General features: G+C 71.0%; 23 protein-coding genes. 6 read left to right on the top strand and 17 right to left on the bottom strand.

Annotation, left to right across the window (positions count from 1 at the left end; translation table 11 throughout):
* Nucleotides 1-41 precede the first annotated feature (41 nt).
* From hemC to ACFO60_RS03565, 3 genes are read right to left on the bottom strand one after another with little or no spacing between them, the layout of a single operon-like run.
* A complete protein-coding gene (gene hemC / locus ACFO60_RS03575) occupies nucleotides 42-983 on the bottom strand; it encodes a hydroxymethylbilane synthase (protein WP_380836779.1) in 942 nt (313 codons plus the stop codon).
* Nucleotides 980-2,329 (bottom strand): glutamyl-tRNA reductase, encoded by a 1,350-nt coding sequence (locus ACFO60_RS03570; protein WP_380836776.1) that lies wholly within the window; start codon nucleotides 2,327-2,329, stop codon nucleotides 980-982. Before ACFO60_RS03570 ends, hemC begins: the two co-directional genes overlap by 4 nt.
* Nucleotides 2,326-3,033 carry a redox-sensing transcriptional repressor Rex gene (locus tag ACFO60_RS03565; RefSeq protein ID WP_380836773.1) on the bottom strand — a complete coding sequence of 236 codons (708 nt, stop codon included), beginning with the start codon at nucleotides 3,031-3,033 and terminating at the stop codon, nucleotides 2,326-2,328. The genes ACFO60_RS03570 and ACFO60_RS03565 overlap by 4 nt, the downstream gene beginning before the upstream one ends.
* A 234-nt stretch (nucleotides 3,034-3,267) precedes the next feature.
* Between ACFO60_RS03565 and ACFO60_RS03560 the strand changes: the two genes are divergently transcribed.
* Nucleotides 3,268-3,516 (top strand): glutaredoxin family protein, encoded by a 249-nt coding sequence (locus tag ACFO60_RS03560; RefSeq protein ID WP_380836770.1) that lies wholly within the window; start codon nucleotides 3,268-3,270, stop codon nucleotides 3,514-3,516.
* A 67-nt stretch (nucleotides 3,517-3,583) separates the two neighbouring features.
* Here ACFO60_RS03560 and ACFO60_RS03555 read toward each other — a convergent pair whose 3' ends face one another.
* A complete protein-coding gene (locus ACFO60_RS03555; protein WP_380836767.1) occupies nucleotides 3,584-5,239 on the bottom strand; it encodes a hypothetical protein in 1,656 nt (551 codons plus the stop codon).
* Nucleotides 5,240-5,415: 176 nt separating this feature from the next.
* Here ACFO60_RS03555 and ACFO60_RS03550 point away from each other — a divergent pair, with 176 nt between their 5' ends.
* The 4 genes from ACFO60_RS03550 to thyX all read left to right on the top strand — a co-directional run bounded on the left by ACFO60_RS03550 (nucleotide 5,416) and on the right by thyX (nucleotide 8,805).
* Nucleotides 5,416-6,069 carry a sigma-70 family RNA polymerase sigma factor gene (locus tag ACFO60_RS03550; RefSeq protein WP_380836764.1) on the top strand — a complete coding sequence of 218 codons (654 nt, stop codon included), beginning with the start codon at nucleotides 5,416-5,418 and terminating at the stop codon, nucleotides 6,067-6,069.
* 120 nt (nucleotides 6,070-6,189) lie between these two features.
* On the top strand, nucleotides 6,190-6,879 hold the full coding sequence (locus ACFO60_RS03545) for a DUF5667 domain-containing protein (protein ID WP_380836761.1): 690 nt from the start codon (nucleotides 6,190-6,192) through the stop codon (nucleotides 6,877-6,879).
* Nucleotides 6,880-6,997: 118 nt separating this feature from the next.
* The gene (locus ACFO60_RS03540) at nucleotides 6,998-7,864 is read left to right on the top strand and encodes an HAD family hydrolase (protein WP_380836758.1); all 867 of its coding nucleotides are present in this window, start codon (nucleotides 6,998-7,000) and stop codon (nucleotides 7,862-7,864) included.
* Between the two features lie 155 nt (nucleotides 7,865-8,019).
* Nucleotides 8,020-8,805, top strand: a complete 786-nt coding sequence (thyX, locus tag ACFO60_RS03535; RefSeq protein ID WP_380836755.1) for an FAD-dependent thymidylate synthase — start codon at nucleotides 8,020-8,022, stop codon at nucleotides 8,803-8,805.
* 62 nt (nucleotides 8,806-8,867) lie between these two features.
* On the opposite strand, the gene ACFO60_RS03530 is transcribed toward thyX, so the two are convergent.
* The 12 genes from ACFO60_RS03530 to ACFO60_RS03475 form a co-directional block, all read right to left on the bottom strand.
* Nucleotides 8,868-9,197: a hypothetical protein gene (locus ACFO60_RS03530; protein WP_380836752.1), complete on the bottom strand. Its 330-nt coding sequence runs from the start codon at nucleotides 9,195-9,197 to the stop codon at nucleotides 8,868-8,870.
* Entirely contained in the window at nucleotides 9,194-9,427 is a 234-nt protein-coding gene (locus tag ACFO60_RS03525; RefSeq protein ID WP_380836749.1) for a hypothetical protein, read from the bottom strand. The genes ACFO60_RS03530 and ACFO60_RS03525 overlap by 4 nt, the downstream gene beginning before the upstream one ends.
* A gap of 77 nt (nucleotides 9,428-9,504) precedes the next feature.
* On the bottom strand, nucleotides 9,505-10,443 hold the full coding sequence (locus ACFO60_RS03520; RefSeq protein WP_380836746.1) for a lysophospholipid acyltransferase family protein: 939 nt from the start codon (nucleotides 10,441-10,443) through the stop codon (nucleotides 9,505-9,507).
* An 11-nt stretch (nucleotides 10,444-10,454) separates the two neighbouring features.
* A complete protein-coding gene (locus ACFO60_RS03515) occupies nucleotides 10,455-11,495 on the bottom strand; it encodes an NAD-dependent epimerase/dehydratase family protein (RefSeq protein ID WP_380836743.1) in 1,041 nt (346 codons plus the stop codon).
* Between the two features lie 114 nt (nucleotides 11,496-11,609).
* Nucleotides 11,610-11,708, bottom strand: coding sequence for a 30S ribosomal protein bS22 (locus ACFO60_RS03510; RefSeq protein WP_018654693.1), 99 nt, complete (start codon nucleotides 11,706-11,708; stop codon nucleotides 11,610-11,612).
* A 335-nt stretch (nucleotides 11,709-12,043) separates the two neighbouring features.
* Nucleotides 12,044-12,247, bottom strand: a complete 204-nt coding sequence (locus tag ACFO60_RS03505) for a helix-turn-helix domain-containing protein (protein WP_030456159.1) — start codon at nucleotides 12,245-12,247, stop codon at nucleotides 12,044-12,046.
* A gap of 320 nt (nucleotides 12,248-12,567) precedes the next feature.
* Nucleotides 12,568-13,365: a phosphatase gene (locus ACFO60_RS03500; protein ID WP_380836740.1), complete on the bottom strand. Its 798-nt coding sequence runs from the start codon at nucleotides 13,363-13,365 to the stop codon at nucleotides 12,568-12,570.
* A 267-nt stretch (nucleotides 13,366-13,632) separates the two neighbouring features.
* The gene (locus ACFO60_RS03495; protein WP_380836737.1) at nucleotides 13,633-14,796 is read right to left on the bottom strand and encodes an acetoin utilization protein AcuC; all 1,164 of its coding nucleotides are present in this window, start codon (nucleotides 14,794-14,796) and stop codon (nucleotides 13,633-13,635) included.
* A 58-nt stretch (nucleotides 14,797-14,854) separates the two neighbouring features.
* The gene (locus ACFO60_RS03490) at nucleotides 14,855-16,039 is read right to left on the bottom strand and encodes an ABC transporter permease (RefSeq protein ID WP_380836734.1); all 1,185 of its coding nucleotides are present in this window, start codon (nucleotides 16,037-16,039) and stop codon (nucleotides 14,855-14,857) included.
* Entirely contained in the window at nucleotides 16,036-16,890 is an 855-nt protein-coding gene (locus ACFO60_RS03485) for an ABC transporter ATP-binding protein (RefSeq protein WP_380836731.1), read from the bottom strand. Before ACFO60_RS03485 ends, ACFO60_RS03490 begins: the two co-directional genes overlap by 4 nt.
* Complete coding sequence (locus ACFO60_RS03480; RefSeq protein WP_380836728.1) at nucleotides 16,890-18,299, bottom strand: efflux RND transporter periplasmic adaptor subunit; 1,410 nt, start codon at nucleotides 18,297-18,299, stop codon at nucleotides 16,890-16,892. Before ACFO60_RS03480 ends, ACFO60_RS03485 begins: the two co-directional genes overlap by 1 nt.
* 68 nt (nucleotides 18,300-18,367) lie before the next feature.
* Nucleotides 18,368-19,603 carry an MFS transporter gene (locus tag ACFO60_RS03475; RefSeq protein WP_380836725.1) on the bottom strand — a complete coding sequence of 412 codons (1,236 nt, stop codon included), beginning with the start codon at nucleotides 19,601-19,603 and terminating at the stop codon, nucleotides 18,368-18,370.
* Nucleotides 19,604-19,832: 229 nt separating this feature from the next.
* Here ACFO60_RS03475 and ACFO60_RS03470 point away from each other — a divergent pair, with 229 nt between their 5' ends.
* Nucleotides 19,833-20,054 carry an EF-hand domain-containing protein gene (locus ACFO60_RS03470; protein WP_380836722.1) on the top strand — a complete coding sequence of 74 codons (222 nt, stop codon included), beginning with the start codon at nucleotides 19,833-19,835 and terminating at the stop codon, nucleotides 20,052-20,054.
* Between the two features lie 7 nt (nucleotides 20,055-20,061).
* Here the strand turns inward: ACFO60_RS03470 and proC are convergent, their stop codons facing one another.
* Nucleotides 20,062-20,856, bottom strand: coding sequence for a pyrroline-5-carboxylate reductase (gene proC, locus ACFO60_RS03465; protein WP_380836719.1), 795 nt, complete (start codon nucleotides 20,854-20,856; stop codon nucleotides 20,062-20,064).
* Nucleotides 20,857-20,895 lie beyond the last annotated feature (39 nt).

Below are 20,895 nucleotides of genomic sequence, written 5' to 3'. Positions count from 1 at the left end.
CGTACCGGGCTCGGTGGTCTTGCTGGTCTGGCTTCCGGAGCTCAATGGGTCCGCTCCCCCATCAACGTGCCGGCCCCCTCGGCGATCATGGCGGTCGCGAGGTCGCGACCGAGCTCCATGGCCGCCGCGGGATCACCGGCGGTGGACTTGCGCACCGACCGTGTGCCATCTATGGCGACCACGGTGGCGGTCAGGTTGAGAATGTGCCCGTCATCGGCCGCGTACGCACCTACGGGCGCGCTGCAACCCGCCTCCAGGGTGGCCAGCACGGCCCGCTCGGCGACGACCGCCGCGCGGGTGCGGGGCTCGTCCAGGACGGCGAGCAGCTCGATCAGGGCGGTGTCGTCGGCGCGGCACTCCACCGCGAGGGCCCCCTGGCCCGGCGCGGGAAGCATCTCGGCGACGTCGAAGAATTGGGCGACCTCGGCGTCGCGGCCGATGCGCCCGAGCCCGGCGGCGGCCAGCACCACGGCGCGAAGCTCGCCGGAGGTCACCTTTCCGATGCGGGTGTCGGCGTTGCCGCGGATCGGGACGTATTCGAGGTCGGGGCGGAGCATGCGGAGCTGGGCCACCCGGCGCGGGGAGCCGGTGCCCACCCGGTCGCCGGGCGCGAGGTCGGCGAGCTTGGCCGAGCCGACGAGCGCGTCCCTCGCGTCGTCCCTGGGCGGGATGGCCGCGATGACCACGCGCGGGTCGGGCTTGGTCGGCAGGTCCTTCAGCGAGTGGACCGCGAAGTCGATCTCGCCTTCGATCAGCTTGTCGCGAAGGGCGCTGACGAACACGCCGGTGCCGCCGAGCTGCGCCAGATGGGTCTTGGTGACGTCGCCGAAGGTCGTCACGCCGACCAGTTCGACCGGGCGGCCGGTCAGCGCGGTCAGCCGGTCGGCCACCTGCCCTGACTGGGTCGTCGCCATCAGGCTCCTGCGCGTGCCCAGGCGAAGGACGCGCCGGCCGGTGTCGAGTCCCACGGCCTCGCCGCTCATGCGTCCTCCTCGCCCGCGTGACCGGTGGCGTCGGTCTCGACCTCCGCCACATCGGCTCTCGTCACTGCCTCCGGCACCTTCGGGTTCAGGTCGAACAGTTCGCGCAGCGCCTCGGCATAATGATCACCCGCCGGGGACGCGGCCAACCGCTTGACACGCACCGTCGGCTCGTGGAGCAGTTTGTCCACGACCCGGCGCACAGTCTGCGCGATCTCGCCCCGCACCCGCTCGTCCATCTCGGGCACCCGGGTGACCAGGCGTCCGAGCTCGGCCTCCACGACGTCGGCGGCCTTGGTCCGCAGGGCCACCACCGTCGGGGTGACCTTGGCCGCGCGCTCGGCACGGAGGTACGCGCCCACCTCGGCCGCCACGATGGACCGGACCGCGTCGACGCCCTCGGTGACACCGTCGCCACCATCGGCCTGGTCGCCGAGCCCGGCCTGCTGCATGGACTCGAGGTCGACCAGCGTGACGCCGGGGATCGTGCGGACGCCGGGGTCCACGTCGTGTGGGAGCGCGAGGTCGAGCAGGAACAGCGGCCTGTCGCGCGCGGCCCGCGCCACCATTTCGGTGTCGATGACCACGCTACCTGCTCCGGTGCATGAAATGACCAGGTCGGCGGCGGCGAGCTCGCGCTGGACGTCGGCCAGCTCGACCGCTCGGCCGCCGACGCTCTGCGCCAGCCGCGCGGCCCGCTCGAAGGTGCGGTTGGCGACCACGATGTCGGTGACGCCGGCGCGGCCGAGCGTCGCCGTGGACAGCGCGCTCATCGACCCCGCGCCCACCACCAGCGCCCGCTTGCCCTGGATCGGGCCGAGGACCCGCTCGGCCAGGGTGAGGCCCACCCCGACCAGGGACGCGCCCGCGCGGTCGATGCCGGTCTCGGTGTGGGCCCGCTTGCCGACGCGCAGCGCCTGCTGGGCCAGCTCGTTGAGCGTGGTCCCCGCGGTGCCCTGCTCTTGGGCCAGGCGCAGCGACTGGCGCACCTGGCCGAGGATCTGCCCCTCGCCGACGACCATGGAGTCGAGGCCGCAGGTCACCGTGAACAGGTGCTCGACCACCCTGTCCTCGTAGTGGACGTACAGGTGGCGGGTGAGCTGCTCCTGGGGGACGCCGGAGTGCAGGCTCAGCAGCTCGGTGACCGCCGTGACGCCGCCGTGGAAGCGGTCGACCTCGGCGTACACCTCCACCCGGTTGCAGGTGGAGACGAGCATGACCTCGGACACGTGCGCGTCGCGGCTGATGTCGTGCAGGAGCTTCACCAGGGCGTCCCCGGACGCCGAGACGCGTTCGAGCAGCGCAACCGGCGCCGTCCGGTGGCTGAGGCCTACCGTGAGAAGGCTCATGCGTCCATCGCCTCGGCCCAGTCCTCGGCCATCATTGGACTCCCTGTTTCGCGATCCGCTTTGCGCTGCTCATGGAACGCAAGGATTTGCAGTTCGGTCGAAAGGTCGACCTTGCGGACATCGACTCCGTCAGGCACGGTGAGCACGACGGGGGCGAAGTTCAAGATACTCGTGATCCCGGCGGCGATGACCCGGTCGGCCACCTGCTGGGCCGCCGCCGCGGGCGTCGCGATCACCACGATGGAGACCCCCCGCTTGTCGATCACGCTTTCCAGCTCGTCGATGTGGTCCACGGCCATCCCCACGAGCTGCTCGCCGACCACGGCGGTGTCGGCGTCGAACAGCGCCGCCACCCGGAACCCGCGGGACACGAACCCGCCGTAGTTCGCGAGCGCCCGGCCGAGGTTTCCGACCCCGACGATGGCGACGGCCCAGTCTTGCGTCAGGCCCAGCTCGCGGGAGATCTGGTAGATCAGATATTGGACGTCGTAGCCGACACCACGTGTCCCGTACGACCCCAGATGGGACAGGTCCTTGCGGAGCTTCGCCGAGTTCACCCCCGCGGCGACGGCCAGGTCTTCTGAGCTTACGGTGGCGATGCCCCGCTCGGCGAGTCCGTTCAGCGCGCGCAGGTAGAGCGGCAACCGCGCGACGGTCGCATCGGGGATGCCCCGTTCACGCGCTTGGGACGGGCGGCGGGTCACTTGGCCGTAACTCCAGGGGACGGGCGGCCGGTGCGCCCCGGCCGCGCTCGCAGTTGCGACGGATGTCGAGGAGAAAGGGCGCAGGTCTTCAGGTTAGTACCTTTGTGAAGCTATGCACAAAGTACGAGCGCCCGCTCTCGGGTCCCAACCTTCCCAGGTAGGGGTGGCGGTCCCTGATCCACCCCCCGCGGATGTGATCCTTCACACACCGTGAGGGCCCGCTAGGCTGGGCGCATGGCTCCGCGAGACCACACGATCACCCTGCTCGGCAAGCCCGGCTGCCATCTCTGCGACGATGCCAGGGCCGTCGTCCGGCGGGTGGCCGACGAGCTGGGCGTTCCCTGGGAGGAGCGCGACATCACCGCCTCCGAGCAGGACCAGGCGGCCTACTGGGAGATGATCCCCGTCACGCTGATCGACGGCGTGCAGCACGACTTCTGGCGCGTGGACGAATCCCGCCTGCGCACCGCCCTGTCCGCCTGACCCCGCCATGTCCGCCTGACCCCGCCCCGGCCCGGGCGCTCCGAGCGGGGTCCGGCGCGCGAAGCTCTCAGACGCGGAAGGCGGTCGGGAGGGGGACGACCTTGGCGGCGTTGACGTTGAGTTCGATGACGTTGGCCGCCAGCACGTGGGCGACGCGCTCACGGGCGAACCGTTCCATGTGCGCCTGGCGCTGGTGCTCGCTGAAGGCCACCTCGTCCCGGTAGAGCTCGTAGACGATGCGCTGGGCCGGCGCCGACTTGACCGCGTGGCAGATGAAGATCAGCGTGTCGGGCTCGCTGCGCTGCACGGCCTCCACGGTCTCCTCCGCCAGGCGGTCGAACGCGTCGCCCGACCCGTCTATCAGGGTGAACACGGTGAGCAGGCCGTAGATGCTGGGCGAAGGCCTGACCGAGGGCCCCGAGCCCAGCGGTGCCTCGGCGCGGCGCCCGCCCGCCACCGGCACGTCCGGACGGGCGAGCGACCGGTTGATCTCATTGCTGTTGAAGAGCATGCCCGTGGCCGGGAACGAGGGGTCCTGGCCCCCTGGGCCGCGGTGGGCGCCGTTCGCCCCGGGGCCGGCGTCGAACGGGCCGCGCCCGTACTGTCCGGTGGGGTCCCCCGTGGAAGGCCCCGGCCCGTGCTGGCCACGCGAGGACCGGCCCGGCGCGCCGGCCATGGGGGAGCCGAAAGGCCCCGCGGGCCCGGGCGCGCCCTGCCCCTGGGGGCCGCCGCCCGGCGCGTCCGGTCCCATGAACTCGCCGGTCATCGGCCCGCCGTAGCCGCCGGGGCCGTTCATGCCGCCCGGACCGCCGAACCCGCCGGAGGGCTGCATGCGGGCCGCGTAGTCCACGTCCCCCGGATCGTTGGCGCGGTACTCGGCCACGAGGTCGCCGAGACCCGAGCGGCGCGGCGGCGCCGCGGGCGGCCCCGGGGTCGCGGGCAGCGGCCCCGACTCGTAGGCGGCCTCGGGCGCGTGCTCGGGAACCCGCCGGCGCGCGGGCGGGCGCTCGTCGTCCCAGTCGTCGTCGTCCGCGCCGTCACGCTCCTCGTCGTAGGGGGCGAGCGGCCGTGCGACGGCGTACCAGACGGCCCCGACCATGAGGATGGTCACCAGGGCCGCGAAGACGCCCGGGATCGCGAAGCGCACGGCGCCGACCAGGGCGAGCCCCGTCGGCGCCAGCACCACGCCGGCGTGCATGTTGTCGGCGTCCACGTCGTCGCCGCCGCGCCAGCGCAGCACGGCGAGGACCAGGCAGCCGATGAGGATCAGATAGGTGAGGGCGTGCGCGGCGTTCAGCAGGGTCGTCGGGATGATCGTCCAGTGGGTGTCCCCGAGCGGCAGGGTGGTGCCGAACTTCTCGGGGTTGCTCACCGGGTCGAGGACCAAGATGACCGTGGTGATCAGCGTGAAGGCGGTGCCGAGGAGCCAGGCGGCGAACCTCGCGGGGGCCTTACGGGCGAGCATCTGGATCATGCCGATGGCCAGCCAGAACGGGGCGAGGAACGCCCCGGTGATCTGGTAGACCCTGAAGGTCGCGGGCCCGAACTTCATCAGGTGGCCGATGGCGACGGCCCCCAGGGCCAGGCACAGGGCCGAGGTGGTTATGGTCCAGGCGATGAGCCAGCCGCTCCGGTCGTCTCTGAGGCGTCCGACCAGGATGCCAGTGGTGATGGCGGCGAACAGCGCACCTGCGAAGGCTGTGACGGCAACGACGGCTTCCATGATGCTCCCAACTCTGCCGGACATTACCTCCAAACCGGTAGCCGGTGTCCGAAGTGCCATCGCACTCCTGTTACGGGTGGTAGTTACTGAGGCAAAGTGGATTGTGTAAATTCGTGATGATTTCTAGAGTGTTCGAGCACGCACGCGCCCTTCCCTTTGCTCCCCAGGGATACCGGATGTCGAACTCATGGTCGGTCGCCGGGCTTTCCCCTCCAGGATCGGCCGACACGGTGAACCCCACGCGCGCCGCCGCCGAGCAGCGCGAACGTCCCTCCCCGGACGTCGAAGAACTGCGCAGAGTCGTCCTGCGCGCCAAGACCGGCGACGCGGACGCCTTCGCGGCGCTGTACGACCGTTACGTCGATCTTGTCTATCGCTATGTGTACTTCCGGGTCGGCAGCCACGCGCTCGCGGAGGACCTCACCAGCGAGACGTTCCTGCGGGCGCTGCGCCGCATCGCCGACTTCACCTGGCAGGGCAGGGACTTCGGGGCGTGGCTGGTCACCATCGCCAGGAACCTGGTGGCCGATCACTTCAAGTCCGGCCGCCACCGCATGGAGGTCTCCACCGCCGAGGTGCTGGACACCCCTCTGGACGGCTCGCACATCCCCGAGAACGCGGTGGTCGCCACCATGGTCAACGAGCGCATCCTGCGTGCCGTCCGCGACCTCAATCCCGAGCAGCAGGAGTGCGTCGTCCTGCGCTTCCTGCACGGCATGTCCCTGGCCGAGACGGCGCTGATCATGGGAAAGAAGAGCGGCGCGATCAAGGCCCTGCAGTTCCGCGCGGTCCGGGCACTGGCCAGGGCGCTTCCCGACGATCTCAATTGATCTAGGGTGACCCGCGTGAGGGATCTCCAGTGCGCCGGGCGGCCGTAACCTGATGGCTCCCCGCATCGTTGGGCATGTAGCACCTATGGATCATCGTAGTGGGCGCGGCAGGGAGCTTTCATGGGCAAGTGGGGGCCTACGCGGTGGCTGCACAGGCGTTCGTCCGCCGGCAGCCGGCGGCAGCCCCAACCCCATTTCGCGGCCCGGCTCCGCGAGATAGGCGCCGAGCCGTCCCACGGCCCGCGTCCCGACTTCCGCACGCGCCTGCGCGAGGAGATCATCGCCGCCCGCGCCACCGGCGGCGAGCCCGACACAGAGACCGGACGGCACCGGCGGTCCTCCCCTCGGCTCGCACGGCTGCGCCCCGGGGTGCTGATCGTCGCCATGACGAGCCTGCTGGCCTTCACCGGCGTGCAGACCTACGCCTCGGTGCCCGGCGACCGCCTCTACCCGATCAAGCGGGCGGCCGAGGCCACCATGCTCAGCCTCACCACCGACGACGTCGAACGCGCCCAGCGCGAGCTCACGGCCGCCCACTCGCGTGCGACCGAGGCCGCCGCGCTGCTCGGCTACCCGGACTCCCAGCGCGAACGGCTCATCGGGCCCACCCTGGACGAGATGGCCTCCACCACCCGCTCGGCGCTGTCCGCGCTCGGCCACGTGAAGCGCGAGGGCAAGCACGCCCCGGCCCTCAAGCGCTTCACCAAAGAGCAGCGCGACGTCGTGGAACCGATGATCCCCCAGCTCGGCGGCGATGACCGCATGAAGGCCAGCGCCTACCTCGACATGATCGACGACCTGACGCCCTGACCGGGTGTCCCGGGGCCTTCCGACACCACCTGGACCACGGCCCGCGCCGGAATCGTCACGCCACGCTAACGCCGCGTACACCGACTCCACCCTCGGCTCCCGGTTAAGCTGAGGTGCTATGAGGCGGTTACTTCGACGGCACACCGAGGCCGAAATGGCCGGGGAGGTCGCGGCGGCGGCCGCGGTGTCGGCGCCCATCGCCGACCCCGACCCCGCCGCGGCGGCCTTCTTCGACGTCGACAACACGATGATGCGCGGCGCCTCGATCTACCACTTCGCCCGCGGCCTCGCCTCCCGAGGCCTGTTCACCACCAATGACCTGGTGAAGTTCGCGCTCGGCCAGGCGCTGTTCCGCGTGCGCGGCAACGAGAACCCCGAGCACATCGCCCGGGCGAAAGAGACCGCCCTCGCCTTCGTCGTCGGCCTCAAGGTCGACGACGTCGTGCGTCTCGGCGAGGAGATCTACGACGAGGTCATGGCCGACCGCATCTGGGCCGGCACCCGCGCGCTCGCCCAGAGCCACCTGGACAACGGCCAGCGCGTCTGGCTGGTGACCGCCACCCCCGTCGAGCTGTCGCGCGTGATCGCCCAGCGTCTCGGGCTGACCGGCGCCCTCGGCACGGTCGCCGAGACCGAGAACGGCGTCTACACCGGCCGCCTCGTTGGCGACCTGCTGCACGGCCCGGCCAAGGCCGAGGCCGTCAAGGCGCTGGCCCGGCGGGAGGGCCTGGACCTGTCTCGCTGCACCGCCTACAGCGACTCGGCCAACGACCTGCCCCTCCTGCAGCTCGTCGGCAACCCGATCGCCGTCAATCCCGACAGCCTGCTGCTGGAGCACGCGAAGAAGCACGACTGGGCGGTCAGGGACTTCCGCACCGGCCGCAAGGCCACCATGGTCGGCCTCCCCATCGCCGCCGGAGCCGGAGCCGTGGCCGGCGGCATAGCCGCCGCCATAGCCCTCAGAAAGCACTACCGCTCCACCTGACCACGCGACCACTCCTCGCGATTCCCTCATGACACTGCGCGTCCGCCCTGGCGTCGCCGCGTACTCCCGATCGGCAGGAGGACCGGCGGCCGGTCGGCGTGCCGGTCGTGGCAGACTCGGGGCGGCTCAATCTCGGAGTGCTTCGGAGGATGATCTTGCGTCGTGTCGAACCTGATGTCCGTCTCATCGCCCGGCCGCGGCTGGACTACGAGGAGGTCGCCGGCTACCTCGCCGAGGTGGGCGGGGACAACTGGCTGGAGCGGGTGGACCGCGGCGAGATGGACGACGCGCAGAACCTCGCCGAGTTCGCCGGGCGCATCTGCTACCGCTCGTGGGAGCCGGGGCTGAACCCGAACGTCACCCGCATCCGCACCGACCAGGAGGAGTACCTGCGCAACATCCTGGCCAGCGCGCACGGGTCGGTGCTCGAACACGTCAGTTTCTCCTTCGTGCTGCACAACGTCAGCCGGGTGGCGACGCACGAGCTCGTCCGGCATCGGGCGGGCACGGCGGTCTCCCAGGAGTCGCTGCGCTTCGTCCGCCTGGACGACCTGCCGTTCTGGTTCCCGCAGTGGGCCCAGGAAGATCCCGAGCTGATGGAGCGGGCGACGGCGCTGCTGTCGGAGATGGAGTCCTTCCAGCACTGGATGGCCGGCCATTTCGGGCTGGACGAGCAGGGCGTGCCCTTCGGCGAGAAGAAGGCGAAGACGTCGTTCATGCGGCGGTTCGCGCCCGAGGGCCTGGCCACCGGCATGGTGTGGACGGCGAACGTCCGCACCCTGCGGCACGTCATCGAGAACCGCACCGCGCCGGGCGCCGAGGAGGAGATCAGGCTCGTCTTCGGCAAGGTCGGCGAGCTGATGGCCAAGGAGGCCCCTGCCCTCTTCGGCGACTACACCGTCGAAGACGGCACCTGGACCCCCGGCTGGCGCAAGGTCTGAGACCGGACTCCCGGGCCTACCCGATCCACACCCGGCGCCCGAGAACCCGATCGGAGACTTCCTCAGGCCGACAGCAGCAATTCGGCGCGATCGTTCTCCGACAGTCCCGCCTCCGACAGCCGGTCGCACAGTTCCCGGTGCGCCCGCCATACCTCGGCGGAAACACCAGGAAGGTCGTAGACGTATTCGACGATGATCGCCGTCTCCTCCGAGACGCCCAGGGCGAAGTGCTTCACCGACTCGACGGCCGCCCGCAGGTCCGCGAGTGTCTCGGCGGTCACCCCCGACCGCATGGCCGCATTCACGGGGCTCGCGTACCAGACATCGGCATCGAGATCGAGGGCGCGTTCCCGGCTGACGCGAAAGGTCAGCCGGCGGACGGTCGTAGTCACCGCAACCAGTCCTTCCCGAAGACATGCTCAAGATCAGCCTGTAGGTCCTCCAGCGCGCGAACGCTGATGCCTTTCACCGGCACGCTCGCACGAGCCACGACAACCTGCCGGTGGTCGTAGAGCAAGAGTAGGCGAAACAGGGGCGTCGTCTCGGCCCAGTCGACACGCACGGCTCTTTCGCGGGCCAGCATGTAGATACGGTCTCGGATCTCATGATAGGCAGTCAACACAGGGTAACGGTATGACTACAAGACCTTTGTGACTTCGAGATTGCGACATCGAAGCGGGAGAAGCGCACGGTGGGGGGTCAGAAGAACGGGGGGAAGGCGTGGCCGCGTTGGAGGCGTAGCCGGTTGAGCTGCTGCTGGACGAGCTCGCGGATCTGGTCGGTGAGGTTGAAGACGATCATCGGGTCGTCGGCCTCTTCGGGGTCGTACTCGTCGGTGCGCACCGGTTCGCCGAACTCGATCATCCACTTGGACGGCAGCGGCACCAGGCCGAGGGGGCCGAGCCAGGGGAACATCGGCGTGATGGGGACGTACGGCAGGCCGAGCAGCCGCGCGAGCGACCGCCAGTCGCCGATCTTGGGGTAGATCTCCTCGGCGCCGACGATCGCGCACGGGATGATCGGCACCTGGGCGCGGATCGCCGAGGCCACGAAGCCGCCGCGGCCGAAGCGCTGGAGCCTGTACCTCTCGGAGAACGGCTTGCCGACGCCCTTGAAGCCCTCGGGGAACACCCCGACCAGCTCACCCTTGCGCATCAGCCGGTCGGCGTCCTCCGGGCATGCCAGCGTGTGCCCCGACTTGCGTGACAGGTGGCCGAGCACCGGAAGCTGGTAGACCAGGTCGGCGCCGAGCAGGCGCAGCGGGCGGTGCGCGGGATGCTCGTCGTGCAGCGCGACCTGCAGCATCAGGGCGTCCACCGGAACGGTGCCCGAGTGGTTGGCGACCACGAGGGCGCCCGCCTCTCCGGGCACGTTGTCCATGCCGGTGGTCTGGACGCGGAACCAGTGGCGGTACAGCGGGCGGATCAGTTCCAGGAGCACCTTGTCGTTCAGCTCGGGGTCGAACCCGAACTCGTCGACCTCGTACTCTCCGGCGACGCGCCGGCGCAGGAAGTCGAGGAAGTCGGCCAGGCGGTCTTCGACGGCGCTCGCCCTGCCCGCGGCGGTGTGGCGCCGCGCGGCCGTGATGGGGATCACCCGGGCGTTGCCGGGTTCCTCGTCACGATAGTCATGCGGCATCTCTGTCTTCTTCACCGTCGCACACCCCCACCCAGCACTGTCGACAACCAGTCGATCACAGCGAGTGGCATACCGCCAAACAAGCCACGCGAGTGGAGGAAGTCATCGAACGCCGACGCGGTGGAGAACTTGGGCCGCCAGTCGAGCTCGGCGGCGAGCCTGCCGGCGTCGACGGCGCGCCCGTAGCTCATGAGGCCGAGCTGCTCGGGCGAGAAGTCGACGCGCCCGGCGCCGCGCGCGATGTCGCCGAGGGCGCGGAAGGCGGCGGAGGGCACCGGGAGGGCGGGACGGCCACTCCTGCGCACGCACTGTGACAGGAGCAGGACGCCGTCGCCCGTGACGTTGTAGGTGCCAGGGTGGTCTTCCAGGGCCATGCGCCGCAGGACCTCGACGCCGTCGTCCTCGTGGACGAACTGCAGGCGCGGGTCGAAGCCGAACACCGTCGGCAGGACGGGGAGTTCGAAGTAACGCGTCAGCGGCGACTCGACGCCGGGACCCATGAAGTTCGCGAAGCGCAACGTGGACACGGTGACGTCGGGACGCCGCCGGGCGAAGCCGCGCACGTAGGACTCGACCTCGGTGGCGTCCTTCGCGTAGCCGCGGTTCGGCACCTCGATCGGCTCGGCGTCCTCGGTGAACACCGCCGGATCATGAGAGGAGGAGCCGTAGACGGCCGTGGTCGAGCGGACGACGACCTTGCGCACGGTGGCCGAGCGCTGGCAGGCGGCCAGCAGCTGCATGGTGCCGATGACGTTGTGCTCTTTCATCGACGACCGGCCCGCGCTGCCCGAGGGAGCGCTCACCAGGCTCATGTGCACGACGGTGTCGATGTCCGCGGCCGCGATGACCTGCGCGATGTCCGGGCTGCGCAGATCAACCCGGACGAACTCGGTGCGACCCAGTGTGACGCCGCCGCCGCCCAGCGCGTTCGAGGACGGCGGCGCGGTGTCCACTCCGATGACCCGGCCGATGTCCGGGTCCGCCGCGAGAACGCTCGCCACCCGGGCACCGATGTGCCGGGAGACCCCCGTGACGAGCACGGTGTGTGTCATCGGCGCCTCGCAAAATCACTTACCAGTGGTCGCGCTTAGCTCGGGGTACGCACCGGGATGGCGATCGTGAGATCGTCCGCCCGGCTCGCCGCTCTGCGTTGTCGGTCCGCGCTACTACTTCTTGTTACGCCGCTGGATGCGGGTCTTCTTCAGAAGCTTGCGGTGCTTCTTCTTAGCCATGCGCTTACGACGCTTCTTGATCACAGAGCCCACGGGACCCCCAGGTGAAGGTAGGTTTGTCAACAGCGGTGCACAGGAGAAGGCGAGTCGCGCGCCACTCAGGGCCCGGATGCGCCATTGCCACAGCACACCCCGACCACGAGCCCGCGCGTCGCCAAGACGCACACCGAGCCAACAGCCTACCGGCGATTCGCGGTCGATCGCCCCCTGGGGGGAACCCGCGTGGCCGCCGAAGGTCACGACCGGCGACCGGGCGACGCGGGCGGCCGGCCGCCCACCCCGCTTCCCGGTCAGGTTCGCGTCGCCGCGAACCATGCGGACATCATCAGCAGATCAGTAGATGATCAGTGACGTTGTCACTGATCCATTCAACCCGCTTCGATGAACGCATCTCTGAGGTAGTCGTGCACCGCCTGCTCGGGCACCCTGAAGGATCGCCCGACCCGGATGGCCGGTAACTCGCCAGAGTGGACCAGCCGGTACACCGTCATCTTGGACACCCGCATGACGGTGGCGACCTCTGCCACCGTCAGGAACTTCACCTCGCTGAGAGGTCTTTCGCCTGCACCCATCGGACGCCTCTTCCGCACGTGTTTCCGGGTTATCCCCACTGGTGCCATTGCTCACGCACGTGTACTGCTGTCAGCGTAGAACGCGACTCCGATCGAGCAAACCCCCTATTCCATCAGTGATCGGAGACTCCTGCCACCAGAATGGGAAAAGTCGCTGGCCAGCAGCCAGGCCGAGCCTTGATCTCGATCTGTCACTCGGTCCAACCGTGTCCCATTAGAGTCGCTTGGGATCACAAAAAAGTTGGCAAACGGTCGATGTCCGCGAGTCAATGCGCGCGCGAAACGCACATTAGAGACAGACCGGAACAGGTGCGGTCGCCTCAGAGGTCACTCTCGACCCTTGAGATCAGATAAGCGGTCAACGCATCGTAATGACGCGGGAACACGTTGTCATCGAGGGGCACGGTCACGGCGATCTTGTCCTCCGCCTCGCCCACGAACAGCCCGGGGTCGTTGCTGTCGGCGAATCCGACCGTCTCGACCCCCGCCTCGCCGGCCGCCCCCGCCCACCCGTGGTCGGCGATCACCAGATCGGGCCCGTCGCCGCCGAGCCGGGCGAGCACGGCCTGCATCGGGGCCGGGTCGTGGGTGTGGACCAGCGCGCCCCCGTCGGCCAGGACCGCGACGTTGTCGAAGTACAGGATGCGGCGCTTGCGGCCCAGCCCTCCGCTGGAGATCATCAGGCCCTCCGCCGGGGTGAGCAGCGTCGCGCCACGGCCGGCGGCGAAGCGCGCCAGGGCGAGGTGGATGGTCATGATGCCGGTGGGGTGGCCGGTGGCGATCAGGATGCGCGGATCGGGCCCGCTGAGCGCCGCCGCGATGCGCCCGGCCATCGCGTCGAGGGCGTCGATGGTCCGCTCGGGGTCGATGGTGTCCTGGCCCGCCCGGTGCTCGGGATCGTCGATCACCCCGGCGGACTTGGCCATGAGCGCCAGCACGTCGCGATAGGTCCAGTCGCTTTCGAAGGTGAGGCCGAACATGTAGTACGGATCACCGAGGGCGAGCGAACGGTAGTGGTCGAGGTTGTTCTCCCGGCTCGTGGCGATGTTCCCGGCGATCTTGGTGTCCACCAGGTGCTGTCTCAGCTCGCTCCTCGTGGGAGGGCTCGCGGTCTGCATGATTGTCTCCGTGCGCTCAACGGCCGGCCGGCGTTCCACGGCATCACGCCGGCGGCTCGACCAGGCAGGACCACGGCGCTGAGTCACCCCGTGGAACGACGGATCACCGCGTGTGTCGCCATGAGCGCTCGATCGGCAGGTCCCACACGATCGTAACCTTTGGGCAAATGATGCAATTCCGGTTTCCACCGCCGGGCCGCGGTCCGGGGAAAGGCCCCTCCTCCCCAGTCTGCCCCGCCCGCCGCGCGGGGGGGCACCGGGGGCGCGTCAGGGCATCGGGTCCAGGCCGTGGAAGGGGAAGACCGCCTTGCGGGTCGCCATGATCGCACGGTCGACGGAGTCGGCCGGGTCGTAGCCCGCGGAGAAGTCGCGATGCTCGGGCGTACGGCCGTCGGTCATGTGCAGCGGCGGCACCTCGCCCGTGCGCAGCGAGACGAACTCGCGCCAGCTCTGCGGCGTGACCGTCTGGGGGTCGATCGGCGCGCCGGCGGCCTCGGCGATCAGGTGGCTCCACGCTCGCGGCACCACCTGGACCAGCTCGTACCCGCCGCCGCCCGTCGCCACCCACCGGCCGGCGGCCGTCTCGTGCGCCAGTGCGTGCAGCGCGGCGTACGCCTGCCGCTGGCCGTCCAGGCTCAGCATCAGGTGGGCCAGAGGGTCCAGGGCGTGGGTGTCGCAGCCCTGCTGGCTGAAGAGCACCTCGGGCTGGAACTCGCGCAACAGCGGCGGCACGACCGCGTGGAAGGCGCGCAGCCACCCGGCGTCGCCGCACCCGGCCGGGAGCGCGACGTTGACCGCCGTCCCCTCGACGCCGGTCTCGCTGGGGAAGCCGGTGCCGGGGAACAGCGTGCGCGGGCTCTCGTGCAGGCTGATCGTGAGCACCCGCGGATCGTCGTGGAAGATCGCCTGGACGCCGTCGCCGTGGTGGACGTCGACGTCGACGTAGGCGACGCGCCGGGCGCCGTGCTCCAGCATCCAGGCGATGCCCACCGCCGGGTCGTTGTAGACGCAGAAACCGCTGGCCAGCCCCGGCATCGCGTGGTGCAGCCCGCCCGCGATGTTGAGGGCGTGCTCGGCCTGCCCCGTCCACACCGCCCGGGAGGCCGCGATCGAGGCCCCGGTGATCAGCGCGGACGCCTCGTGCACCCCGGCGAAGGCCGGATTGTCGACCGTGCCGAGCCCGCACGACAGATCGGGCCGCCCGGTCGCCGAGACCCGCTTGACGGCCTCGATGTAGTCACGTCTGTGCACCAGGGCCAGCTCGTCGTCGGTGGCCGGGGAGCAGCCCACCAGCTCGACCTTGTCGAGCACCCCGAGCTCGCGCGCCAGGGCCATCGTCAGCTCGACCCGGACGGGCGCCAGAGGATGGCTCGGCCCGAAGTCGTAGGAGATCAGCCTGTCATCCCAGACGACCCGCACGGACCGGCTCATTCGATCACCAGCTTCCCGCGCCACCACATGAATCGACCGTACCGCACACCCGATCGGTTCATTCGGCACGCAGGGCGATGACCGGGTCGAGCCTGGCCGCGCGGCGGGCGGGCGCGACGCCGAAGAAGACCCCGACGCCCGCCGACACCCCGAACGCCAGGGCGACCGACCACCAGGTGATCGCGGCCGGCACGGGCGAGACCGCCTGGATCAGCAGGGAGCCGCCCACGCCGAGCAGGATGCCGATCACCCCGCCGATCGTGGTGAGCAGCACGGCCTCGATGAGGAACTGCCCGAGCACGTCGCGCTGCCGGGCGCCGAGCGCCTTGCGAAGGCCGATCTCGCTCGTGCGCTCTCGCACGCTGACCAGCATGATGTTGGAGACCCCGACCCCGCCGACCAGCAGCGAGATGCCGGCGATGGCGGCGAGGACGCCGGTCAGCATGCCGAGCACGCTGCCGATCGTGCCGAGGAGCTGGGTCTGGGTCACCGCGCTGAACCGCTCGCCCGGGTAGCGACCTTCGAGCCCCCGCAGGACCCGCTGCCGCAGCGGCTCGATCTCGTCGGGCCCCGCCGCCCCGACGGCGATGCCGTTGATCCGCGACAGGCCGATGAGGCGCTGCGCCGTCGTGACCGGTATGTGGACCTCCTGATCGCGCGCCACGCCGAACGTCGCGCCCACCGGCTCGTACAGCCCGATGACGCGGAAACGCACGCCGGAGATCGTCACCTGGCGGCCGATCGGGTCGACGTCCCCGAACAGCTTGGCCGCGACCTCCGAGCCGAGCACCGCGACGCGCCGCCGGGTGTCCACGTCGGTCTCGCTGAGGTACCGGCCGCGGCGCAGCGGCCGTTCGAAGATGTTCGGCAGGTTCTCGTCGGTGCCGGTGACGGTGGCGAAGACCTCGGTACGGCCCACCCGCACCGACTCACCGGAGTTGACCGCGACCGTGACCTTGCCGGGGTCGCCGACCAGGCGGCGGACGTAGGCGACGTCCGCGAGGTCCAGGCGGCTCTGGGTGGGCGCGGCCCCGAGGCCGACCTGGCCGGGCACGACGAGGATGATGTTGCTGCCCAGTCCCGCGATCTCCTGCTCGACCGCGTTCTTGGCGCCCGTGCCGATGGCGACCAGGATCACCACGGCCGACACCCCGATGACGACGCCGAACATGGTCAGCGCGCTGCGCAGCCGGTTGACCCTCAGCGCCTCCAGGGCCATCCGCAGGGCCTCCGCGGTCCTCACGACTCGTCCCGCTCGTCGAGCTCGACGACCCCGTCGCGGACGTGGATGCGGCGGCGGGCGAGGCCGGCGACCTCGCGCTCGTGGGTGACCAGGACCACCGCCACTCCGCGCTCGGAGTTCAGGTCGGCGAGGATGCCCATCACCTCCTGGCCGTTGCGCGAGTCGAGGTTTCCGGTCGGCTCGTCGGCCAGCACCACCTTGGGGTCCCCGACCAGTGCTCGCGCGATCGCCACGCGCTGCTGCTCGCCGCCGGACATCTGGGACGGCCGGTGGTCCAGGCGGTGCGCGAGCCCCACGGCGGAAAGCGCGCGCCTGGCCCGCTCTCTGCGCTCGGACCGGCTCACTCCCCGGTACACCAGCGGCAGGGCCACGTTCTCCAGCGCCGAGGTGCGCCCGAGCAGGTGGAACGACTGGAACACGAAGCCGACGGCCTGGTTGCGCAGTTCGGCGAGCCCGGTGTCGTCCAGCGTGGACACGTCCACGCCGTTGACGCGCAGCGTGCCCGAGGTCGGCTTGTCCAGGCAGCCGAGCAGGTGCATGAGCGTCGACTTGCCCGACCCGGACGGTCCGACGATGGCGACGAACTCGCCATGGTCGATGCGCAGGCTCACCCCGCGCAGCGCGTCCACCGACACGCCTTCGAGCCTGTAGGAGCGGGCGAGGTCGACGGCCTCGAAGGCCGGCGGCGGCGCGCCCGCGTCCTGCGGCACGCGACCCGCCTCGGGTGCGTGGCCTCCCGCAAGAACGTGGTCCTCCCCCGGGAGGCGGCCCTCCTCGGGGACGTGGCCCTCCCCTGGGCGGCTGCCCGCCCCGGGGACGTGGTCCTCGCCCGGCACCCGCCCCTGGGCCATCACGTGAGCTTCTGGTCCTGCCGCACGGTGTCGGCGCCCTTGACGACGACCCGTTCACCCGGCGCGACGCCCCCGGCCACCTCGACCAGGGCGTCACCCTGGGCGCCGAGCTTGACCACCCTGCGTTCGGCCGTGCCGTCGCCGCGGACGACCCACACCACGCTCTCCTTGCCGCTGCTGACGATGCTGGCCGCCGGCACCGCCACCGCGTCGGGCGATTCGCGCACGGTCAGCCGGACGACGGCGCTCATGCCGGGTTTGGGCGGCGGCGCCTCGCCGCCGTCGTCGTAGGCGCCTTCGCCGAGCGTGAGCCGCACGGGGTAGCTGACCCCGCCCGTGGTGCCCTCCTTGGGGGTCACGCCGATGCCCGCGACCTTCGCCCGGTAGGTGGCCCCCGAGACGGCGTCCAGCTCGGCCTCGGCCTTCACGCCGCGGGTGACGAGCAGCACGTCGGTCTCGTCCACGTCGGCGGACAGCGTCAGCTCCGACACATCGGTCACGGTGGCGATGGCGTCGCCCGCCGCGACCGGCACCCCGGCCGCGATCGTGCCGCCGGAGGTGCCGGTCGCCGCGCCGGACGCGCCCGCGGCGGCGCCGGCCTGGCCGGACAGGCCGGCGGGGAGCTGCCCGAGCAGGGAGCCGAGATCGGGCCCGCCGCCGCCGGACGCGCCGCCCAGCGTGACCACCCCGTCGAACGGCGCCTTGACCGTCAGGCCCTTCACCGTCGCGTTCGCGACCTTCACCGCCGCCTTCGCCTGGCTCTTGGACGCCGCCTGCAGGGATGACATGGAGGCCGCGAGCCCGCCCAGGCCCGCGCCGATCTGGCCGCTGACCTGGCTGAGCGTCTGGTTGACCGACCGGGTGAGCCCTTGGGTGATCTGGTCGAGCGCCGCGCGCTGAGCGCGGTGCTGCGTCTCGGCGGCGTCGATCGCGGTGAGGAGCTGCGCCCGGACCCGCCTGTCGCCGATCTTCCGCGCCGCGGAGCGCGCCTTGGCGAAGCCGCGCGCCACCTTGCGGTCCAGGGAGGAGGTGAGGTTCAGGCCGGCGAGCCGGATGCTCGGCGCCGGCGCCGCGCCGCCGAACCGCACCGGCCGTGACGCCTGCCGCTGGGCGCCGCGGGCCTGCCGGAGCTGCTCTTCGGCCTGCGGGGAGCTGATGCGGGCGAGGATCTCCCCCTTCTCCACCGTGTCGCCGTCGTGGACGTACAGTTTGGCGACCGTGCCGGCCGCGGGCGAGCGCATCGTGGCCGTGGCGCGGGCGCCGACGGTGCCGGGGGCCTCGACGACCTCGCTGACGGGGGCGCGCCTTGCCTCGCCGATCTGCACCTTGGGCGTCTCGTCCTGGGAGCAGGCCGAGACGAGCAGGCTGAGACCGATGAGAAGCGGGGGGATACCGCGACGAATCGTCACCCGGCCCATCGTATGAGGGCCATTGCCGGCCCTGCTTGGGCCCCCGCGAATCGCGCCGGGCGGGCGCCTCAGACGGTGTGGTGGACGCGGCGCAGGCGGCGGATCGCGGGCACCGACAGCAGCAGGACGCTCCCGGAGACCGCCACCGCCGAGGAGACCGCGAGCACCTCGCGCGCGCCCATGAGCGAGGCGACCGGCCCGCTGAGGGCCTGGCCGACCGGGATCGCCATGACCGAGCCCGCGACCTCGTAGGCGTGGACGCGGTTGAGTACCTCCGGCGCCACCTGGGTCTGCACGCTCGTCATCCACATGACCCCCCAGAAGGCAGATCCGGTGCCCGCCAGGAGATGGCAGGCGGCCATCAGCGGCAGCGGGAGTCCGAGCGTGATCGACAGGGGCTGGAGGGCGAGCAGGAACAGCGCCGTCGCGCCCGCGGCCAGCGGCCGCGCGGGCTTGACGCGCATGGCGGCGATGCCGCCGACGATGGTGCCGGCCCCGTAGGCGGAGGTCACGAACCCGAACCCGGTGGCGTGGTAGGCGCCGTCGATCAGGAGCGCCCCGAGCGGGGTCACCGGCCCGAAGACCGCGATGCCCATGGCCGCCCAGACGAGGATCACCCCCCACATCCAGGTGCGGGAGCTGAACTCGCGCCACCCCTCCTTGAGGTTGCCCCATATCGACCCCTCCGCGGCGGCGACGGGGGCGCCGCGCAGCCGCAGCAGGGCCAGGCAGAGCGCGCTGACGCCGAATCCCGCGGCGTCGATCAGGAACACGACGCCGACGTCGGCGAACGCCACCAGCATGCCGGCGATGGACGGCCCGGCGAGGAGCATGAGGGATTCGGAGGTGCGCTGGGTCGCCACGGCGCGCTGCACGTCCCTGGCGATGCGCGGCACCAGGCTCGCCAGGCCCGGCTGGAACATCGCGGCGGCGATGCCGTTGACGGCCGAGATGGCCATGAGCTGCCACAGGGCGGGGACGCCCGTGAGGAAGAGCACCGCCGTGAGCGACTGGGAGACCAGGCGCGCCAGGTCGGCGCCGACCATCATGCGCCGTGGGGTGAACCGGTCGGCGAACACCCCGCCGAACAGCACCAGGGCGGCCATCGGCACCGTCGAGGCGGCCAGGGTGTAGCCGATGCCGCTCGCCCCGTACCCGGCCCGCAGGACGCCGATCGCCATCGCGACCGGCACCATGGCCGTGCCGAGCATCGACACCGACCGCGCCGTGAAGAACAGCCGGAAGTCGCGCGTCCAGACCGCGGGCTCGGCCGCCCGCTCGCGCGCGCCCGTCGCCGCCGTCATCGTGCCCCCATGCCCGCGCCCCTCTCCACCGGCCACGAGCACTCTATTAGCAAACTTTCCTTACCTTTGCCGCACCCCCGCTCCGTCCTCCGGGTGCGCGCGCCGTCATCGAGCGCACGCTCGATGGGCGATATCAGGAGAATTAAGGCGGTCCAGAGCCCTATCCGGCGAACGCCGCAACTAGGGTGTTCGCCGTACCTTGCAACTTCTCGCCCCGGAGGCAGATCTCTTGACGGCGACACCCGCGGACCCCCGATGGGCACGGCTCAAGGAGCAGTTCGCGTCCATCGACAGCGACGGCGACGGGTTCATCACCGGCGCCGAGTACCTCGAGCACTTCCCGCACCTCCCGGCCGAGGCGCTGGGCGCGCTGGAGCGGGAGGCCGACGCCGACGGCGACGGCCGCATCTCCTTCGAGGAGTTCCTCCGGCTCGTCACCGAGAACGGCTGACCCGCCCTCAGCCGGCGGCCAGCTGGCCGCTGCGGTCGCGGGCGGCCTCGATGGCGGCCAGGAAGGCGGCCCGGACGCTGTGCCGCTCGAGCTCGGCGATGGCGGCGATCGTCGTCCCGCCGGGCGAGGTGACCGCCTCGCGCAGGATGACGGGGTGCTCGCCGGAGTCGCGGAGCATGATGGCCGCGCCGACGATCGACTGCGTGACCATGTCGAGCGCGGCGGCCCGGGGCATGCCCAGCAGGATGCCGGCGTCGACCATCGCCTCCACCAGGTAGAAGAAGTAGGCGGGGCCGCTGCCGGAGAGCGCGGTCGCGGCGTCCTGCTGCGACTCGGGGATGCGCAGCACCTTGCCGACGGGCGAAAGGAGGTCCTCGGCGTGCTTGAGATGGGTCTCCGCGGCGTGGGCGCCGGCCGAGATGACGCTCATGGCCTCGTCGACCAGCACCGGGGTGTTGGACATGACCCGCACGACGGGGACCTCGTCCCCGAGCCGGGCCTCGACGAAGGACGTCGTGATGCCGGCCGCCACCGTGATCACGAGTTTGCCCGCCGGGACGTGGGGGGCGATCTCGGTGAGCAGCGCCGCCATGTCCTGCGGCTTGACGGCCAGGATCAGCGTCTCGGCGAGCTCGGCGGCCTCGCTGTTGGTCACGACCCGCACGCCGTGGCGCTCGCGCAGCGCCTGGGCGCGCTCTGGGCGCCGCGCGGTCGCCACGATCTCGTCCTGCTTGACGCCGGCGCGCAGCAGCCCTGACAGCAGGGCCTCGCCCATCTTGCCGGTTCCGAGAATCGCGATCATCTCTGCGCACCTTGTGTAGGAGTCGGGGAACGCTCGAAG

This window comes from Sphaerisporangium dianthi (assembly GCF_042654065.1).
Lineage (GTDB): Bacteria > Actinomycetota > Actinomycetes > Streptosporangiales > Streptosporangiaceae > Sphaerisporangium > Sphaerisporangium dianthi.
This window is presented reverse-complemented; position numbering and strand designations above follow the sequence as displayed.

What these genes read in the sequence shown, in the direction of transcription:
- hemC (WP_380836779.1), bottom strand. Translation starts at nt 983, where the DNA reads ATGAGCGGCGAGGCCGTGGGACTCGACACCGGCCGGCGCGTCCTTCGC.
- ACFO60_RS03570 (WP_380836776.1), bottom strand. Translation starts at nt 2,329, where the DNA reads ATGAGCCTTCTCACGGTAGGCCTCAGCCACCGGACGGCGCCGGTTGCG.
- ACFO60_RS03560 (WP_380836770.1), top strand. Translation starts at nt 3,268, where the DNA reads ATGGCTCCGCGAGACCACACGATCACCCTGCTCGGCAAGCCCGGCTGC.
- ACFO60_RS03555 (WP_380836767.1), bottom strand. Translation starts at nt 5,239, where the DNA reads ATGGAAGCCGTCGTTGCCGTCACAGCCTTCGCAGGTGCGCTGTTCGCC.
- ACFO60_RS03550 (WP_380836764.1), top strand. Translation starts at nt 5,416, where the DNA reads ATGTCGAACTCATGGTCGGTCGCCGGGCTTTCCCCTCCAGGATCGGCC.
- ACFO60_RS03545 (WP_380836761.1), top strand. Translation starts at nt 6,190, where the DNA reads ATGGGCAAGTGGGGGCCTACGCGGTGGCTGCACAGGCGTTCGTCCGCC.
- ACFO60_RS03540 (WP_380836758.1), top strand. Translation starts at nt 6,998, where the DNA reads ATGAGGCGGTTACTTCGACGGCACACCGAGGCCGAAATGGCCGGGGAG.
- ACFO60_RS03520 (WP_380836746.1), bottom strand. Translation starts at nt 10,443, where the DNA reads ATGCCGCATGACTATCGTGACGAGGAACCCGGCAACGCCCGGGTGATC.
- ACFO60_RS03515 (WP_380836743.1), bottom strand. Translation starts at nt 11,495, where the DNA reads ATGACACACACCGTGCTCGTCACGGGGGTCTCCCGGCACATCGGTGCC.
- ACFO60_RS03505 (WP_030456159.1), bottom strand. Translation starts at nt 12,247, where the DNA reads ATGGGTGCAGGCGAAAGACCTCTCAGCGAGGTGAAGTTCCTGACGGTG.
- ACFO60_RS03500 (WP_380836740.1), bottom strand. Translation starts at nt 13,365, where the DNA reads ATGCAGACCGCGAGCCCTCCCACGAGGAGCGAGCTGAGACAGCACCTG.
- ACFO60_RS03495 (WP_380836737.1), bottom strand. Translation starts at nt 14,796, where the DNA reads ATGAGCCGGTCCGTGCGGGTCGTCTGGGATGACAGGCTGATCTCCTAC.
- ACFO60_RS03485 (WP_380836731.1), bottom strand. Translation starts at nt 16,890, where the DNA reads ATGGCCCAGGGGCGGGTGCCGGGCGAGGACCACGTCCCCGGGGCGGGC.
- ACFO60_RS03475 (WP_380836725.1), bottom strand. Translation starts at nt 19,603, where the DNA reads ATGACGGCGGCGACGGGCGCGCGCGAGCGGGCGGCCGAGCCCGCGGTC.
- proC (WP_380836719.1), bottom strand. Translation starts at nt 20,856, where the DNA reads ATGATCGCGATTCTCGGAACCGGCAAGATGGGCGAGGCCCTGCTGTCA.